20 protein-coding genes are annotated in these 17,281 nt (G+C 35.7%); 5 read left to right on the top strand and 15 right to left on the bottom strand.

The genetic code is table 11. The annotated features are described in order from the left end of the window. Positions 1-35 precede the first annotated feature (35 nt). Together DUT69_RS14085 and DUT69_RS14080 are read right to left on the bottom strand one after the other, a co-directional pair. Complete coding sequence (locus DUT69_RS14085; RefSeq protein WP_113653882.1) at positions 36-1,370, bottom strand: ABC transporter permease; 1,335 nt, start codon at positions 1,368-1,370, stop codon at positions 36-38. Further along, positions 1,363-2,274 (bottom strand): ABC transporter ATP-binding protein, encoded by a 912-nt coding sequence (locus tag DUT69_RS14080; RefSeq protein WP_113654192.1) that lies wholly within the window; start codon positions 2,272-2,274, stop codon positions 1,363-1,365. The genes DUT69_RS14085 and DUT69_RS14080 overlap by 8 nt, the downstream gene beginning before the upstream one ends. Before the next feature lie 396 nt (positions 2,275-2,670). Between DUT69_RS14080 and DUT69_RS14075 the strand changes: the two genes are divergently transcribed. After that, positions 2,671-3,465, top strand: coding sequence for a hypothetical protein (locus DUT69_RS14075; protein ID WP_113653881.1), 795 nt, complete (start codon positions 2,671-2,673; stop codon positions 3,463-3,465). A gap of 136 nt (positions 3,466-3,601) precedes the next feature. Here the strand turns inward: DUT69_RS14075 and dnaJ are convergent, their stop codons facing one another. The 6 genes from dnaJ to DUT69_RS14045 form a co-directional block, all read right to left on the bottom strand. Beyond that, positions 3,602-4,771: a molecular chaperone DnaJ gene (gene dnaJ / locus DUT69_RS14070; protein ID WP_113653880.1), complete on the bottom strand. Its 1,170-nt coding sequence runs from the start codon at positions 4,769-4,771 to the stop codon at positions 3,602-3,604. A gap of 66 nt (positions 4,772-4,837) precedes the next feature. Beyond that, positions 4,838-5,419 carry a nucleotide exchange factor GrpE gene (locus DUT69_RS14065; RefSeq protein WP_113653879.1) on the bottom strand — a complete coding sequence of 194 codons (582 nt, stop codon included), beginning with the start codon at positions 5,417-5,419 and terminating at the stop codon, positions 4,838-4,840. A 193-nt stretch (positions 5,420-5,612) separates the two neighbouring features. Then, positions 5,613-6,296, bottom strand: coding sequence for a cell division ATP-binding protein FtsE (locus DUT69_RS14060; RefSeq protein ID WP_113653878.1), 684 nt, complete (start codon positions 6,294-6,296; stop codon positions 5,613-5,615). Between the two features lies 1 nt (position 6,297). Then, positions 6,298-6,501, bottom strand: coding sequence for a fructose-6-phosphate aldolase (locus DUT69_RS14055; protein WP_113653877.1), 204 nt, complete (start codon positions 6,499-6,501; stop codon positions 6,298-6,300). A gap of 49 nt (positions 6,502-6,550) precedes the next feature. Further along, the gene (locus tag DUT69_RS14050; RefSeq protein ID WP_113653876.1) at positions 6,551-8,473 is read right to left on the bottom strand and encodes a gliding motility-associated C-terminal domain-containing protein; all 1,923 of its coding nucleotides are present in this window, start codon (positions 8,471-8,473) and stop codon (positions 6,551-6,553) included. 41 nt (positions 8,474-8,514) lie between these two features. Continuing rightward, positions 8,515-9,534: an acyl-CoA reductase gene (locus tag DUT69_RS14045; RefSeq protein ID WP_113653875.1), complete on the bottom strand. Its 1,020-nt coding sequence runs from the start codon at positions 9,532-9,534 to the stop codon at positions 8,515-8,517. A gap of 78 nt (positions 9,535-9,612) precedes the next feature. Here DUT69_RS14045 and DUT69_RS14040 point away from each other — a divergent pair, with 78 nt between their 5' ends. Continuing rightward, the gene (locus DUT69_RS14040) at positions 9,613-9,963 is read left to right on the top strand and encodes a 4Fe-4S dicluster domain-containing protein (protein WP_113654191.1); all 351 of its coding nucleotides are present in this window, start codon (positions 9,613-9,615) and stop codon (positions 9,961-9,963) included. Positions 9,964-10,134: 171 nt separating this feature from the next. Here the strand turns inward: DUT69_RS14040 and DUT69_RS14035 are convergent, their stop codons facing one another. Continuing rightward, on the bottom strand, positions 10,135-10,584 hold the full coding sequence (locus DUT69_RS14035) for a universal stress protein (RefSeq protein WP_113653874.1): 450 nt from the start codon (positions 10,582-10,584) through the stop codon (positions 10,135-10,137). 99 nt (positions 10,585-10,683) lie between these two features. Here DUT69_RS14035 and DUT69_RS14030 point away from each other — a divergent pair, with 99 nt between their 5' ends. Together DUT69_RS14030 and DUT69_RS14025 are read left to right on the top strand one after the other, a co-directional pair. Next, positions 10,684-11,463, top strand: a complete 780-nt coding sequence (locus DUT69_RS14030) for a C40 family peptidase (RefSeq protein WP_113653873.1) — start codon at positions 10,684-10,686, stop codon at positions 11,461-11,463. 66 nt (positions 11,464-11,529) lie between these two features. Next, the gene (locus DUT69_RS14025) at positions 11,530-11,925 is read left to right on the top strand and encodes a thiol-disulfide oxidoreductase DCC family protein (RefSeq protein ID WP_113653872.1); all 396 of its coding nucleotides are present in this window, start codon (positions 11,530-11,532) and stop codon (positions 11,923-11,925) included. A gap of 13 nt (positions 11,926-11,938) precedes the next feature. On the opposite strand, the gene DUT69_RS14020 is transcribed toward DUT69_RS14025, so the two are convergent. The 4 genes from DUT69_RS14020 to DUT69_RS14005 all read right to left on the bottom strand — a co-directional run bounded on the left by DUT69_RS14020 (position 11,939) and on the right by DUT69_RS14005 (position 14,892). Beyond that, a complete protein-coding gene (locus DUT69_RS14020) occupies positions 11,939-12,583 on the bottom strand; it encodes a class I SAM-dependent methyltransferase (RefSeq protein ID WP_113653871.1) in 645 nt (214 codons plus the stop codon). A 1-nt stretch (position 12,584) separates the two neighbouring features. Continuing rightward, a complete protein-coding gene (locus tag DUT69_RS14015; RefSeq protein ID WP_113653870.1) occupies positions 12,585-12,788 on the bottom strand; it encodes a hypothetical protein in 204 nt (67 codons plus the stop codon). Between the two features lie 83 nt (positions 12,789-12,871). Next, positions 12,872-13,249, bottom strand: coding sequence for a DUF779 domain-containing protein (locus DUT69_RS14010; protein ID WP_113653869.1), 378 nt, complete (start codon positions 13,247-13,249; stop codon positions 12,872-12,874). Between the two features lie 137 nt (positions 13,250-13,386). Then, positions 13,387-14,892: an aldehyde dehydrogenase family protein gene (locus tag DUT69_RS14005; RefSeq protein WP_113653868.1), complete on the bottom strand. Its 1,506-nt coding sequence runs from the start codon at positions 14,890-14,892 to the stop codon at positions 13,387-13,389. Between the two features lie 156 nt (positions 14,893-15,048). On the opposite strand from DUT69_RS14005, the gene DUT69_RS14000 reads away from it, so the two are divergent. Further along, complete coding sequence (locus DUT69_RS14000) at positions 15,049-15,978, top strand: AraC family transcriptional regulator (RefSeq protein WP_113653867.1); 930 nt, start codon at positions 15,049-15,051, stop codon at positions 15,976-15,978. On the opposite strand, the gene DUT69_RS19295 is transcribed toward DUT69_RS14000, so the two are convergent. After that, complete coding sequence (locus tag DUT69_RS19295; RefSeq protein WP_162796319.1) at positions 15,975-16,382, bottom strand: CPBP family intramembrane glutamic endopeptidase; 408 nt, start codon at positions 16,380-16,382, stop codon at positions 15,975-15,977. The genes DUT69_RS14000 and DUT69_RS19295 overlap by 4 nt on opposite strands. Before the next feature lie 357 nt (positions 16,383-16,739). Beyond that, complete coding sequence (locus tag DUT69_RS13990) at positions 16,740-17,264, bottom strand: zinc ribbon domain-containing protein (protein ID WP_113653865.1); 525 nt, start codon at positions 17,262-17,264, stop codon at positions 16,740-16,742. Between the last annotated feature and the right edge of the window lie 17 nt (positions 17,265-17,281).

The following is a 17,281-nucleotide window of genomic DNA, read 5'->3' as shown; positions in this document are numbered from 1 at the left end:
GAATGAGATTAACCTATTTCAGCAGTTATAGTCTGTTAGTTTTTATAAGTGAACCATTTAAACATTTCTTTAAAAGTGGTTTTTTTACCATACATTAAAATTCCAACGCGATAAATTCTGCTGGCAACCCAAACAGTTAGCACAAAACCAGCAACCAAAATTGCCATTGAAAGTGCAAGTTCCCAAGCTGGAACACCGTATGGCAAACGCACAACCATTGCAATAGGAGAGGTAAATGGAATCATAGAAATCCAAAAAGCTATATCGCCATACGGATCATTAGTAACAACGCTTAACGACAAAGCATAACCTAGCAACAACGGCATCATTACCGGCATCATAAATTGCTGTGTTTCTGTTTCGCTATCTACAGCCGATCCAATGGCAGCGTACAATGCACTGTAGAAAAGATATCCGCCTAGAAAGAAAAAGATAAAAACTGTAACTATTTTACCAACTTCTAAGCCTGCCAAACTTTTTTGTATGTCGGCCAATGGGCCTTGTGCTGTGCTAACAGCATCGGTTCCCGTAGCAAGTTCATTTTTAGCAGTAGCAGTGTTTGCTACTTTTTTAACATCTTCTTTATCAATAAACACCGTGGCCACCACTGTACTTATGGTAAATGTTAACACAATCCAAAGTACAAACTGCGTTAAACCAACTAAAGCAATACCAATAATTTTGCCCATCATTAACTGAAAAGGTTTTACAGACGAAATCATCACTTCAATAATCCTACTCGTTTTTTCTTCGATAACGCCACGCATAACTTGTATACCGTAAAGCATAATGAACATAAACATTAGTACACCTGCAATAAATGCAATAATTGTACTTGCACCGGCACTACTAGACTCTTCTTTGCCGGTGTCTGCTGTAATTTTTTTCGTTTCAATGTCTACGTTTGTTTTCAGCTTATCCAAATCGCCCTGCGAGATACCAGATTCCTGAAGTTTTTGATTTCTAATAATCTCCTCTAAGTCATCAGAAATTCTGCGGTTTATAGAAAGTCCGGCTTGCTTTTTTCCAAACAACTCAATGCCTTTTGGCTCATTTAGCGTAAACTCTGGCAGGTAAAGTATATAATCGTAATCTTCTTTAGCTAAAGCAAGTTTTGCGTCATCTAGCGATTGGTTAAGATATTTATAATCTACATTTTTGCTAGATGTAAGTTTAGTTGTTAGCGTTTTGTTGGCACTTACAACTCCAATTTTATCATGGGTATCCTTAATTCCGGTATAAGTAAAATAACCTATCAAACCATATATTCCTGCTATAAGCAGTGGTGTCAAAAAAGTCATCACAATAAATGATTTTTTCTTTACCCTCGAAAAATACTCTCGTTTTATAATGAGTAAAATTTTATTCATGGTGCTTTCCTTTAACTTTGTCAATAAAAATGTCGTTCATGGTTGGTATAACTTCATCTAAACGATGAATGTTTACATACGGTAGGAGCGCTTCTAATACATTGTTTGCGCTTTTGCCGGGTTGCAGTGTAATTTTAACTTGATTTACACCCTTGGCAACTTCATGCTGTAAAACACTAAAAATATCCGCTTTGGCATTTAGGTCGAAATCACCTTCGTAGGCAATCCAATATGTATTGTTGCGGTAGCTGGCTTTAATCTCATCTACACTACCATCTAAAATTTTTTTCGATTTGTTAATCAGGGCAATACTATCACATAATTCCTCTACACTTTCCATTCTATGGGTAGAAAATATAAAAGTTGCACCCTGTTTGTTTAAATCAAGTATCTCATTTTTAATAATATCGGCGTTAACTGGGTCGAAACCAGAGAAAGGCTCATCTAAAATAATAAGCTCTGGTTGGTGCAAAACGGTAGCTACAAACTGTACTTTTTGTTGCATACCCTTACTTAAATCTTCCACTTTTTTATTCCACCAATCGGCCATTTCTAGCTTTTCGAACCAAAACTTTATCCGTTTCGTTGCATCAGCAGTATTTAAGCCCTTCAATTTAGAAAGATAGAGAACCTGCTCGCCAATTTCCATTTTTTTGTAAAGGCCACGCTCTTCTGGCAAATAGCCAATCTGAGAAATATGGTCAGAATTTAATCTCTGGCCATTAAAAATTACTTCACCACTGTCTGGTGCGGTAATTTGTGTTATAATTCTAATTAAAGAAGTTTTGCCTGCGCCGTTTGGTCCTAAAAGACCAAAAATTTTACCCCTTTCAATTTCAATACTTACGTCATCAAGGGCACGGTGTTTGGCGTATTCTTTAATAATGTTTTTTACGCTTAGCATCTCGAAATAGTTTAGTTGTCTATTGGATGCAAAATACCATCTTTTGTTACTTTTTAACAAAAACAATGTCATTTTCTTGTCGCAACGGTAGTCCCGTTTTCCATTTTACTTCGCTTTGCTCGGGCCCATTACAAGCGGGTTTATTTTTCAAAGCCACTAGTTCTTCTGAAAATTCTCCAAGCACATCTGTTATAATCAAATGAGAAAAAGGGGCTTAATATTTATTGGGTTTTTAATTAGGTAAATAATAATTAGAGTATAATTAGGGAAATCGTTCTACATGAAGTAAATAGCATAGCTACGTTTTTCCTGTTTGCAAGTGCATTTAGGTACTATAAGGCAGTTTATAACATTTGGTTTACGATTTGATAAAACTTAAAAGTTAATCGTATCAAAATGAAAAACATTATCAAAGTTTTGCTTTTTGGAAGTGCGTTTTTTGTTGCCTGCCAAAAAAATACCAAGCAAATGGTAACTACAAATACTACCGCTATCACTGCGTATAGCGAGGCAGTTACAGAACTTGCCAATGACCATACAGCTTACCTAGAAAGATTAGAAAATAGTTTAAAAACCATAAAGATAGATTTGCAAAGACCCGCCGAGTCAAAAGCATTCGAAGAAGTTAAACCTATCTTTAGCACGCCTAATTTAATTAAGGCAGCGGCAAATCCGCACAATCCACCTTTAGCGTTGGAAATAAGAGATAGAATGTTCTTTAAAAATTCGATTGCATTGCTCAATAAAGATTTCGAAATCATAAATGAAGTTTACACCGCGTTAACCGATTACATTACAACAAGTGAATTTAAAAACGATGAAGGTGAAAAAGGCAATCAGTTAGTAGATTCCTTAACTAAACTGCGTAGTGAATATTTAGCTAAGCAGGCTTTGATATTGAAAAAATTAGCCGAATTGAACAAAGCAATGAAGTTAGATGCTAAAACTAAACCGGTACAAGCAACATTTTTCCCTAAGAGAGCTAAAATAATTGTTGATGCTACAGTTCAAGCTAAAGTTATTGCAGATGAGCTTACATTAAAAGGCGACACAAAATCTGTTCAACCAATTTACGGTTACGATAAGATGGGAGATAGTTCAAAGAAAATAAAAGAAACTGCTAAGGAGCTTGTAATGCTAGCTGAACAAGAAACAAAGTTGCGAGAAGCATTTAGAAATTTTGCTGATTAGTTTTTACTGAAGCGAATTCGGATAATTAATTTTGCTTTCTTGCAATCGAAAAAATCATATACAAGGTGGCTTATTCTATTTAGTTAAGTAGTATAAAAATAGCCAAAAAAAAGCCCCGATTTATCGGGGCTTTTTTTTATTCGAAATACTCTTTCATCTTATCGAAAAAGCTTTTATCATTTTTACCTGGTTGAGGCTTGAAATTAGGAGATTCTCTCAACTTCTCTAAAATCGCCCTTTCCTCACTACTTAGAGCTTTTGGTGTCCAAATATTAACATGTATAATTTGGTCGCCACGGTGGTAAGAATTTACTTCTGGAATACCTTTGCCTTTTAAGCGTAATAATTTTCCGCTTTGTGTACCAGCTTCTATTTTAATTTTCGCTTTACCGTCTATTGTAGGAACTTCAGCACTGTAACCTAAAGCTGCATCAACAATACTCACATGTAAATCGTAAACGATGTTGTTACCTTCACGTTTTAATGTGTCGTGAGGTAATTCTTCTATTAGTATGATCAGATCTCCAGGTACGCCACCATTAGGTGCTGCATTACCTTTGCCAGCCATACTTAACTGCATGCCTTCACTAACGCCAGCAGGAATATTTATCGTAATTGTTTCTTCCCCACGAACAGTACCTTCGCCATGGCAAGCACCGCATTTTGCAGTAATTTGCTGCCCGCTACCATGACAAGTAGGGCAGGTTGCGGTAGTTTGCATTTGCCCTAAAATAGTATTGGTAACCCTACGTACTGCACCACTGCCACCGCAAGTTTTACAAGTGCTTACAGAACCTTTGTCTTTTGCGCCAGAACCATCGCAGGTTTTACAAGTGATTTGTTTGTTAACCTTAATTTTCTTCTCTGCACCATTAGCAATTTCTTCAAGCGTTAACTTAACTTTTATACGTAAATTACTTCCTTTGGCAACTCTTCTGCCACCGCCACCACGAGATTGGCCACCGCCAAAAAAGCTATCGAATGGGCTTCCACCGCCACCACCAAAAATATCTCCGAACTGGCTAAAGATATCTTCCATGTTCATTCCGCCGCCGCCGTATCCACCGCCACCGCTTGCTCCACCTACGCCTGCATGTCCATACTGATCGTATCGTTGCTTTTTCTCAGCGTTGCTTAAAATTTCGTAAGCTTCTGCAGCTTCCTTAAATTTATCTTCCGCCGATTTGTCGTCAGGGTTTTTGTCTGGGTGATATTTAATAGCAAGCTTACGGTAAGCTTTTTTAATCTCATCCGCCGATGCGCTTTTAGTTACGCCAAGTATATCGTAATAATCTCTTTTGCTCATGTTTATTTTTAATGTGATAATTTGTGAATTCGCCTAATAGCTTATCCACCAATAATCAAATCATATTTATGCTCCAACAACCACTTTAGCAAAGCGAATTACTTTGTCATTTAGCGTGTATCCTTTTTCAAGTTCGTCTACAACCTTACCTTTTAAATCATCAGTAGGCGCAGGTATTTTGGTAATTGCTTCGTGTAAATCCGTGTCAAAAACAGTATTTACGCTTTCAACCTCTTTCAAACCTTTTTGCGTTAAAATGCTTTTTAGTTTAGTTTGCACCAACATTATTCCATCGCGTATAGCACTAACCTCTGTAGCATTTTCCGTTGCTTTTAAAGCACGTTCAAAATCGTCTAAAACAGGTAATAAAGAAACTACAACATCTTTACCGGCAGTTTGCAATAATTCTACACGCTCTTTTTGGGTTCTGCGTTTATAGTTGTCAAACTCAGCAAATAAGCGTAAGTATTTATCGTTTAAAGCGCTGTTTTCATGTTGCAGTTTTTCCTCAGCGGTTAATTCTACAACAGGTTCTGCAACTGTTTCTTCATTCTCGTTAGCATTTTCTGTTTGCACATCAGCTACTTCCTGCTCAGCTGCATTATTTTCCGTAATCGGCTCTTCTTCCTTTTTTTTCTTATTAAACATGTTTTGTATGCGTGTTTTTGTCTTTAAACTCAAAAGTTTTGCCAATAGCAAAAATCAGCCATGCTGTCAGTTTTAAACGCGTTAAAAACAACAGAATGACTGATAAACTGACAATGGCTTGATTTACAATCTTAGATTTTCGAATTACAATTTGTAGAACTGTTTCAAATCGTTAGACAAAAATCGTGTTTTATTAGGCTATTTGCGCATCTTCATGTACTACACCACCTTCGCATTTAATAATCCGCGAAGGGAAAGTACGGATGATATGGTAATCGTGCGTAGCCATTAAAACGGCTGTACCACTTTGGCTAATTTGCTTTAGCAATAATACAATCTCTTCGGATGTATCTGGATCTAAGTTTCCAGTAGGTTCATCGGCCAAAATAATTTCTGGATTGTTTAACAGGGCACGTGCAATAACCACACGTTGTTGTTCGCCACCAGACATTTCATGGGGCATTTTTTTAATTTTAGAACGTAACCCAACTTTATCCAACACATCCTTAATGCGCTCGTTGATTAGGTTTTTATCGTCCCAGCCAGTAGCTTTTAAAACAAACTCTAAATTTTGTTCAATTGTTCTATCACTTAGTAACTGAAAATCTTGAAAAACAATTCCCAATTTTCTGCGCAAGTAAGGTACTTCTTTATCGGTTAAGTTTTTTAAATCGAAACCAGCAACAGCGCCATTGCCATTACCAATATGAAGATCGCCATAGATAATTTTAAGCAAACTACTTTTACCCGATCCTGTTTGACCGATTAAAAAGACAAATTCGCCTTTGGCTATATTTAAATTTACGTTAGATAATACTAGATGTTTTTGCTGAAAAACATCAACGTTTTGTAGGTTAATAACTATATTTTCTGCCATGCTAAATCTCTAATTTGGTAACCTGCCCAAAGGGCAAATCATTAATAATACTCATAATGTAGGCTTGTTTATCACCAAAGCCTAGCTTCTCTAAAGATTTGTCGGGCCTATCAACCCTAAAGTACGCTAATAACGTAAACTTCTCATCCCTTAGTTGTACGTAATCTGGAATTTTGGCGATGCCTTTTACTTTGATGATATACATTTGTCCAAAAATAGCATTTTCAATCTGATAAAGAATTGAAAATTCTTATTTATCTGGTTAATAAAACCCAACCAGAAAATTTTTGAGCCGTGTCGCCGAGGTAAAGTATATAAAAATAGGTGCCTACAGGTAAATCATTGCCCTTAAATTTTCCATCCCAAGATTTGAAACTGTTAGCTTCGAACACTTTTTCGCCATAACGTGTCATTACTTCGAGTTTAATTTTTTCGAATCTTTCTATTGCTGGAATTATCCATGTATCATTAACTCCATCGCCATTTGGTGTAAAAGTATTGGCAATGTCTACTTTGGGAAAAACTCTTATAAAAACATCATCGGTAACCGTATTACAATCAGAACTTATGGTCAACGTGTAAGTTATGTCTGCAGGTGGTGTTGCAATAGGGTTTAATATTGTCGGATCATCTAAATAGTCCGTCGGACTCCAACTAAACTTAGCGTTGCTGCCTGTTGCAGTTCCATCTAGCTGAACAGATTGCCCGGCAAGAATTCTTCTATCTGCGCCGGCGTTTCCTGTTGTTTTAGGGTTTACTGTTACCGTTATGTTTTTGGTATCAAGACAAGCTCCTACGCCTACCGTTACCGAATAGGTGGTTGTTTTTTTAGGCGATGCGATTGGCGTAGCAGTATTCGGATCGTTAAGGTTTTCGGACGGCAACCATTTAAATGTATCACCGCCACTCGCTTCAAGTCTAATAACATCGCCTTCGCAAATGGTAATGTCGTTAAAAGTAGTAGAGGCAATTACTTTAGGCGTTACTTTAACCTCAGTTTGAGTAGTGCTAGTGCAACCATTTATTTTAACTGTTAAAAAATAGGTTCCTTCATGCACTAAGTTAGCGTTGCTGATGATGGGATCTCTATCTGCCGAGCTAAAATTTGGGCCGGTCCACTTATAGGTTACATCATCACCTGGTAACAGATTGATATTATTGGTTAAAAGTCTAATTTGTCCATCAAAGCAGACGGGCGAATTTGAAGTTGCAGCCGCATTAGGTTGTTGTGTTACCCTTATAGTTAATACCGCTGAAAAAACGCCACAAAGTGGAGAGCCAATATTTTCTCGCTCTGCTACATTTAATCTATATTGATACAAACCCGCAGTAGCATTTAGGAAAGTTCGGGTTGTTTGGGTAGATGTCTCTCCGTCAAGATTGGTCCATACTCCATTTTTATTTTCCTGCCATTGGTAAACTGGATTTTCGTAACCGGTGCCAACATTAGCCTTCAACACATAGGTTTCACTTTCGCCCGAACACAAATCTGCTTTAGTGCCAACATTGTTTATAGAACTTATAATTTCGGGCCCACAAGCGCTAAAAGTAATGTCATCAATTGCTAGGTCATTTCCATTTTGACCACTGCCGTTATTCACAATTTTTAAAACAATATCCGTTTCGTTGGAAGTAGTAAAAGTCGTTGAATATCTTTTCCATGTTGAAACAGTACTTTCTAAAATATCGTTAGTATCATACTTACTTAAAAGTATCCCGTCGTTTGTTTCTATAAGGAAAGTTACATTAGGTTTGATTCCGGAATAATTTAGAATATTATTAATCCAAGCAGCAAACTCATATGTAGTCTTAGGGCACAAATTATTAATACTTGTCTGGTAAAAAACACCTGGATTAAGAGCTGCGTCAATTACCATCATGTAACCATCAGTATCATTAGGAGTTCTATTAATGATTTGATGCCAGCCTCTTTCTGAATTGTGCATGCCAAATGTATTTTTCGTAATCACATATTGCCCAGCATTTGGAGTGCCTGCATTATAGATATAATCCGTTTGATTAGAAAGTAGGGGTGGTCCAAATTGATTGCTCCCTCTACCAAAGTCGATATTAATTACGGGATCTCCTAAAGCGCCGGTACATACTTGAGCATTAATTTCCGTTTGGAAAAAAATGAAGATTACAAATAAGCTAAATAATTTATAGAAGCGTTTCAAATTTTGACTAATAAGCTACAAAATAGCGATTAGTTTGGCTTCTACAAATTTTGCAAAAACTTGATGGTGTTTACATTATCTGCATAGTCCCAAAGTTTAGGATGCTGACTGCAACCAAAACCAAAAATATCCTTATCAATATTTAGAGGAAGATTACTTACAATACATTGAATTTGCTCGGTTTGTTGATTTAGGATTTGTTCTATTTCCTGAATATTTTCATATTCTTGGTAAAATAAAACAGCTAATGGCGACACAAAATTTTCATCTTCCTTAACCAATAAAAAGCCATTGTCGAAATGTTTTACTCCATTAACAAGGTAGATGGATTTGTTATAATCGTAGTTGTTGTTATATTTAAAATGGTTGATGATTGGCTGAAAAACCTCAATTGGCTCAAAAAGATGTTTCAAATCATATCCCTTCGGAACATAAATTTTAGAAACATTTCGGCAACCTAAACCAAAATAATCGAAAATATCATTTCCTAAGCTATTTATTTCTTCAACGGTTTCTTGCCCGTTTAATACAGCAACACTATTTCTGTTTTTTCTGATGATATTAGGTTTCTTGCCAAAATAGTATTCAAAGTAACGAGAAGTATTATTACTGCCAGTAGCAATGATGGCATCAAAATCTTTTAATCGTTCTACGTAAACTATACGGTCTGCAAATAAAGGTTCTATAGCAATAAGTTCATTTAAAAGTGCGGGTAACAACTTGTCGTCTGACGAAGACATTTTAATTAGAGCTATATTTCCAGTAGCTAAAACAGATAGAACATCATGAAAACCAACTAGAGGAATGTTCCCGGCTAAAATTAGCCCGATTTTTTTTGGCGTCTCTACTAGCGTAACGTCAGCTAGCCAAGTATGTAAATCATTTTCATTTAACATCTGGTTTAACGCCGAAATTGCTTTTTTTACCTCAGATTCGATAAACCAGCCATTGCTATTTTGTGCGCTGTTTATAATATGTTCAAACGACTGACTAGGATTTTGCAGGAAAATACTCAGTTTTTGTAGTGCAACGATAATTTTCTCTTTAGTAAGTGATGACATATTTAGAACTATTATAAATGGATTATGTTATATATTTGCATCGCAAAGTTAAACTTAGCAAAAGAATTACACGAACACATGGCAATTAAAATAACAGACGAGTGCATTAATTGTGGAGCATGCGAGCCAGAATGCCCAAATAATGCAATTTATGACGCAGGCACAGCCTGGAGATTTTCTGATGGTACCTCTTTAGATGGTATTATTGATTTTGGCGGAGATCAAGTTGATGCAGGAGCATCACAAGATGCTGTTTCTGATGAAGTGTATTATATCGTTTCTGATAAATGTACAGAATGTAAAGGTTTCCACGATGAGCCACAATGTGCAGCGGTTTGTCCAGTAGATTGCTGTGTAGATGATGAGGATATTCGTGAAACTGAAGAGGAACTGTTGGCCAAAAAAGCTTGGTTACATCAAGAAGGATAGGTGGTTATAGTCTAAAGTCTTGAGTCCAAAGTCTAAAGTTAAGTCTTTAATATAAAAAATAAAAAAAAGAGATACTATTGTATCTCTTTTTTTGTGATCTTTATTCCTTGTTCTTTGATCTTTTATCCTTGCTCTTTTATCCTTGTTCTTTGTTCTTTCATCCTTGTTCGTTCAATCTTCATCCTTATTAGGAATAATCAAAACAGGGCAGGCAGCTTTTCTTGCCACGTGTTCTGCAACGCTCCCCATTAAAAAATGATATAAGCCACTACGACCATGTGTTCCAATCACAATCAAATCAGCATTCCACTCTTCGGCCTGTTTAACAATTCCGTTTGACGCAGTATCTAAAACAGATAGATAGGTCGTCGGTATACCTTTGCTATGTTTAGTTTCTATTTCTTTCAATAATAGGTGACTATTCTCTTCACTATTATCGTACACTTCCATAAACACAGGTGCTAAGGTAAAATCAGGATTTACCGTAGCAGGTGCGGGTTCGATAATATTTACCAGTGCAACTTCCGCATCAAATTTTGAAGCTAGGCTATATCCAGAGATTGCAGCTTTTTCAGCACAAATACTATTATCTACGGCAATTAAAATTCTTTTGTAATTCATGGCTCAAGCATTTAGATTAATATAGAATACAACAAAATAAATAATATAAATGTTTGCATATGAGCCTTATTCGCTATTTTTATCGCATATATTTTTGTAATGAAAAACTACCACCTTTGCAAGCTTGCCATAGCGCCATTAAGAAAAGAACCATCGGATAGAAGCGAAATTGTTTCTCAGTTATTATTTGGAGATAGAGTTGAAGTGCTGGAGAAGACAGAAAAATGGTGCTTAGTGAAAACTCTGCACGATAATTATGAAGGTTGGATGGATTACAAGCAATTGCAGATAATTGCTGACGTGCAATATAACGATGAACAAGCCTACCAGTATTTAACACCACTGCAACTAGATAACACGCTGATTGCTAGTAATGGAACAAAATATTATCTTAGTCCGGGATGTACTTTGCCTTACTATAGAGATGGTTTTTGTTTTATAGGGGATGAAAAATTTGAGGTGACTTCAACTCCTGTAGTGCCCAATGGCTTAAATTTTAAAAGTAACGTAGAGGCAACAGCTAAATTTTTCGAAAACACTCCGTATTTGTGGGGGGGGAGAACTTTGTTTGGTATAGATTGCTCTGGCTTTGTGCAAACCGTTTATAAATTAAATGGAATTGTTCTTAGAAGAGATGCTTCGCAACAAGCTGAGGACGGTGTTTTAGTTGATTTTTTAGCATCTGCACAGCTCGGAGACTTAGCGTTTTTCGATAATGAAAATGGTAAAATTACACATGTAGGTATGATGTTAAGTAACGACACCATTATCCATTCTGCAGGAAAAGTTAGAATTGACGCGATTGACGATCAAGGTATTTACAATGCAGAACTGGGCAAATACACACACAAATTACGTATTATAAAGCGTTTCGTTTAAAAATTATATTGCAAAATGCTGTTTTTCATCGGCTAATGTAGGCTTCTTAAAACATTATATTTGTGTATGCAACCAGTAATTTTTTTTGATGGCGTTTGTAATCTCTGTAATGCTGCGGTACAGTTTACTATTGAAAGGGATAAAAATAATTTATTCCGCTTCGCATCCTTACAAAGTGATTATGCTACAGAAAAGCTTGCTCCCTTTAATATCGAACCTGCCAAAGGTGATAGTTTTATCCTGCTAGAAAATGGAAAAATTCACCAACGCTCAACAGCGGCTTTGCGTGTTGCTAAAAAGTTAAACGGTTTATGGCCTTTGCTTTATGGTTTTATTATAGTGCCAAGATTTATTAGAGATGCAGTTTACAACTACATTGCAAAAAATCGGTACAAATGGTACGGCAAGCAAGAAAGTTGCTGGGTACCAACGCCAGCTTTAAAAGAGAAATTTTTGGACTAAATTTTAAAGAGTTTTACTTTTGCAATAGCATAACCGAATAAGTCCTCTCTACCAATTCATCAGTTTTGCTACGGACTTGCTCTTTGTGATGTGTAGTAGAAACTAATTTAAAAGCCGTTTGTGTTACCAAACTAGCGAGCTTTTCATCATCATAAAGATTAAAGCCATATTTTGTAAAAGGAAGAGTTTCCATAAATTGCTTATGAGCAAAGGCTATAGCTAATAATCCATCAGTTTTTAAAACCCGGTAGATTTCGTTTAATAATTTTACAGGTTCTCGCCAAAAGTAAATCGTGTTTACCGTCATTGCTTTTGTAAAGCTATTTTCTTGAAAAGGGATGATTACACCGTCATACAAAACAAATGAAACACGTTGCAACATTTGAGACTCGGCTTCCAATTTCATCAAATCAGAAATTTCTAACCCTGTATAAGTTAAGTTTTTTCCTCCGCCTAAAACTTCATGTACATGTTTGCCATTACCGTGTCCAAGTTCTAAAACACTATCTTCATCAGTCAAATTTAAAGTACTATAGGTACTTCTAGTCATCCCTATATTGCTGTCGTGCATCATATTTGCCACGCTAATTCCATGCTCGCCGTTCGGCTTGCTCAATTGTTGGGCTAGTGTTTTTATTTGCTCGTCGGTTAAAGGCATTTTACGAATTTGGTAGATTTCTGTTCTTTGGTTTCCATAACCAAAGCGATAAAAATACAAGCGGTAATGTTATGCTTAAAGCAATTACAATTAAAATTGGTCTTTTAGCAATAACCTCAGCGTTATCGCTTATAAAAATTATAACAGTTTCTTTAATTGCGTATAAGGTAATTAAGGTGCAGATAATGGCAAATACTTTTCTCATCTTGATAAAATCAGCTCAAATATTGCATTAATTTACGGAATGTGAGAAAAGATATAAAAAGATATTTGATTTGAGCAATTGAATTATTCTCCCTCTCTTTTAATCGGCGTCAGGTTCTCTAGTTCCTCAGCAGTAAAAAGCGTGTAATGTATTTTAAATGTTTTTCCCAAAGGTGTTTCTAATGAAAAACCACCCACGCCAAAACCATCAAGAACATCTAATTTAAAATGAGAATACTTCCAATATTCGAATAAATCCTTATCGACCCAAAACTCGCTACCATCAATTTCGCCTATACAAACATCGTTCATACGTAAATAGTAACCGCCTTTTTCAAAACATTGTGGCTGTGTTCCTTCGCAACATCCACCAGCTTGGTAAAACATTAATTCGCCATGTAATTCTTTTAATTTTTTAATTAAATCGATAGCTTTTTCCGTTGCATCTAATCTCTTTATCATCGTTTATATTTGTTGATTATTTAACGTTAAAGGTTTTACTTAATAATATTGATGCTTTAGGATTAATGTCAGTTTGAGCGTAATCTAAGACTTTTGCTTAATCCTCCGACTACGCCCAAAGTGAAAATAGGCCTGGATTAGAAGAAACCTAATTTATTTTTATCGTATGAAATAAGCATGTTTTTGGTTTGGCGATAATGACCTAACATCATTTTATGATTTTCTCTACCAACACCAGATTGTTTATAGCCTCCAAATGGAGCTCCGGCAGGGTAGGCATGGTATTGGTTTACCCAAACTCGGCCAGCTTGTATAGCACGTGGTACTTGATAAAGCTGATGTGCATCTCTAGTCCAAACGCCTGCACCTAAACCATAAAGCGTGTCGTTGGCAATTTCGATAGCTTCTTCTACGGTTTTAAAAGTAGTAACTGCCAACACCGGACCAAAAATCTCTTCTTGGAATATGCGCATTTTATTATGGCCTTTAAATAATGTTGGTTTTATGTAGTAGCCCTCAGCTAAATCGCCTTCTAATTTATTTACATCGCCACCAGTTAATACTTCTGCACCCTCTTCTTTTCCTAATTTAATATAGGAAGCAATTTTGTCGTACTGAATTTTTGAAGCTTGTGCGCCCATCATTACTGTTTTATCTAGAGGACTACCAACCTTTATAGCTTCAGTTCTCTCGATTACTTTGGCAATAAACTTTTCGTAAATATCCTCTTGTATTAATAATCTTGATGGAGCAGTGCAAATCTCCCCCTGGTTGAAAGCAAATAAAACAGCCCCTTCAATGGCTTTATCTAAAAATGCATCATCTTCGTCCATTACAGAGCTAAAGAATATATTAGGCGATTTGCCACCAAGTTCTAAAGTTACTGGAATAATGTTTTCTGTAGCATATTGCATTACCAATCGACCTGTAGGGGTAGAGCCCGTAAAAGCAGCCTTAGCCACTTTTGGATTGGTAACTAAGTGCCTACCTAGCTCTGCGCCAAAACCGTTTACAATATTTACAACTCCAGGAGGCAGTAAGTCGCCAATTAATTCAATTAGCACCAATATTGAAGTAGGTGTGCTTTCTGCAGGTTTTAAAACCACACAGTTGCCGGCAGCTAAAGCTGGTGCAAGTTTCCAAATTGCCATTAGTAACGGAAAATTCCAAGGAATAATTTGAGCTACAACGCCAATTGGTTCGTGGACAATCAGTGAAACAGTATTTTCATCTAATTCGGTTACCGAACCTTCTTCTGCACGGATAACTCCTGCAAAATACCTGAAGTGATCAACACCAAGCGGAATGTCGGCATTTAGTGTTTCCCTAATAGCTTTGCCATTATCAATAGTTTCTACGGTTGCAAGGTATTCTAAATTGTCTTCAATACGCTGTGCTATTTTATTAAGGATGATACTTCTTTCTGTAGCTGAAGTTTTGCTCCAAGTTTTAAAGGCTTCGTGTGCCGCGTTTACCGCTAATTCTAAATCTTCTTTTGATGAATGCGCTGCTTTTGTAAATACTTTTCCATCAATAGGAGAGATGTTATCGAAATATTTACCATTAATAGGTGCTACAAATTCTCCGTTGATGTAATTATCATAATGAGATTTGAATTCTGGTCTTTTTACTAAATTTTCCATTTTATTAAGATTTGGTTATTACAAACCTAATGCAAAGCAGATATGTTAGATAGTATAATTGTTGCAACAAGTAGCATTATCGTTGCAGCAATTGTAACCTTTACGAAATAAAGTTATATTTGATATAGTACGTTAATAGCAAACCAAATTATATTAATGATGCAACATATATTGAACTCTATAAGTTTAAGCGCTCCAAAAACTTTGCAAACACTAGTAGAAAACAGGACAGCTTACACTTTGGCGCATTGCGAACTAAATGTTTTCGAAACCTATGCAAGTTCTTACCAAGTGCCTTTAACATTTAACGATTTTGTTGTTACCAGTATGCTTAGAGGAAAAAAAGTGATGCATTTGTTCGATAAACAAGGGTTTGATTATTTACCTGGGCAAACGGTTATTGTACCGGCGGATGTTACCATGAAAATAGATTTTCCCGAAGCTAGTGATACGAACCCAGCGCAGTGCATTGCTTTGGCTATAGACCAACAGCAAATTAACCAAACTTTAGGCTATTTAAATGAATTTTTTCCGAAAGAAGATGCTAATAGTAAATGGATCTTAAATTACGATGAGTATCACTTCTATAATAACGAGGAGATAGCACAATTGATTAACAAAATTATTAAGGTTTGCGCCGAGCCCTCTAGAGAAAAAGATGTGTTAGCAGATTTAACTTTGAAAGAATTGTTGATTAGAATTATGCAAAGTCAGAATTTAAAATTGGTTAACGATGATTTTGCGACTTTAAATCAAAACCCTCTTGCTTACGTAATAGGATACATTAAAGCGAATCTAAACGAAAAAATAAGTATTGACAGTTTGAGCAACAAAGCCTGCATGAGTAAGGCTACCTTTTACAGATTGTTTAAGCGTGAGTTAGGTATTAGTCCGAATGAGTATATTTTGGCTGCAAAGATGGATAAAGCAAAAGAATTATTAGCTAAGCCTGAAAATAAAATCGCGTCTATCAGTTACGAGCTAGGCTTTACTGATGCGAATTATTTTATTAGAGCGTTTAAAAAGATTGTGGGCGTTACACCAGGTGCTTTTCAAATTCGGGTAGCACATAAATTAGCATATTAGAACAGATCTCCGTAATTGTAAATTTCGAATAGGCAAGCTGTTAAATTGAAAAAGAAATGCATAATTACCCCGTACCAAATTGTCTTTGTTTTAATTCTTACATAAGCAAGTATCAGACCTAGAGGTAACATCCAAAAGAAGGAAAATATACTCAGATGAATGAAAAAGAATAAAATAGAAGTGATATAAATTGTTTCTTTTTCGTCTACTACTTTTAGCAAACGCTCCATTAAAAAACCTCTGTAGGCAAGTTCTTCAAACAAGGCCGGAAACAGTGCAATGGACACAATCATAATAGATTTTCCATAGGGATGAAAAATATAATTTAAATAGAATGATGAATTTTCTTTAAACACTAGTTGATTTAAATTCGCTACCAAAAATTGCACTATTAGCGATGCCAAGATTGTCGCGATTACAAGTCCGGCTATGTTTTTTAAAGAAAAATTTGGCCATTTTAATATCAATTTGTTTTCTTGCCAGTTGATACTAAAAAAGCAAATAGCTATTATAGCCATTAAGCCATCGTAAAATAAAGTTAAGGTTAGACTATGATTTTCTATTAGTAAAGCTGAAAGACAAATAATTAACTCAATTCCAAAAAAAGCTGCTATTTGGTGTAGGTTTTGCTTTTTATCTGGTTGAGATGCAATCTCTGAATGGTTTCTTGCTTGTCCGCAGTGATTACAAAAATTACTTTTGCCTGTTAACTCATTTTTGCAATTCGTGCATAAAATGAGTTCGTTTTCTCGAAGCTCCAATTATTTGATAAATAGCTCTTTTTTTATCTTTTCGCTTTCCAACACTGCCATAATACCTTTAACCAAATAGCCAATAATTAGGATTTTAAAAATTATGCCTTTTAGTATAGAAGTAGGATCTACCATCAAATTTAGAAGCTGAACGATAATGTATAATGATAGTCCAGATATTAGAGCTGTAACTGGTTTTGTTTTACTCCAGACTGCAAAAGCTAAGAATGCGCCGACTAAAATTACTGTAGTTATAAGAAATACAGTAATGTCATCATTTTCAGCTAATGTAAAATAACTTATTAAACTAGAAAATGCCATAATTCCCGCAATCCAATACAAAGATTGACTTGCTGCTTTAACTTTCTTATCTAATTCTATTAGATCTACTTCTTTTATTGATCTATTTGCAATATGATTTCTTTGCGCATCTTCGTTACCTTGCAGGGGATAACCACAATTAGTGCAAAAGGTGTCTACAGGTTGGTAGGTATTCGTGCAGCAAGCGCACAAATTAAGTTCTTGATTTTCCATTTTAGAAAGCGTTATTT

Source organism: Pedobacter namyangjuensis, from assembly GCF_003313325.1.
GTDB classification, from domain to species: Bacteria; Bacteroidota; Bacteroidia; order Sphingobacteriales; family Sphingobacteriaceae; genus Pedobacter; species Pedobacter namyangjuensis.
The sequence above is the reverse complement of the archived record's forward strand: the minus strand, read 5'-3'. Positions and strand labels throughout refer to the sequence as shown.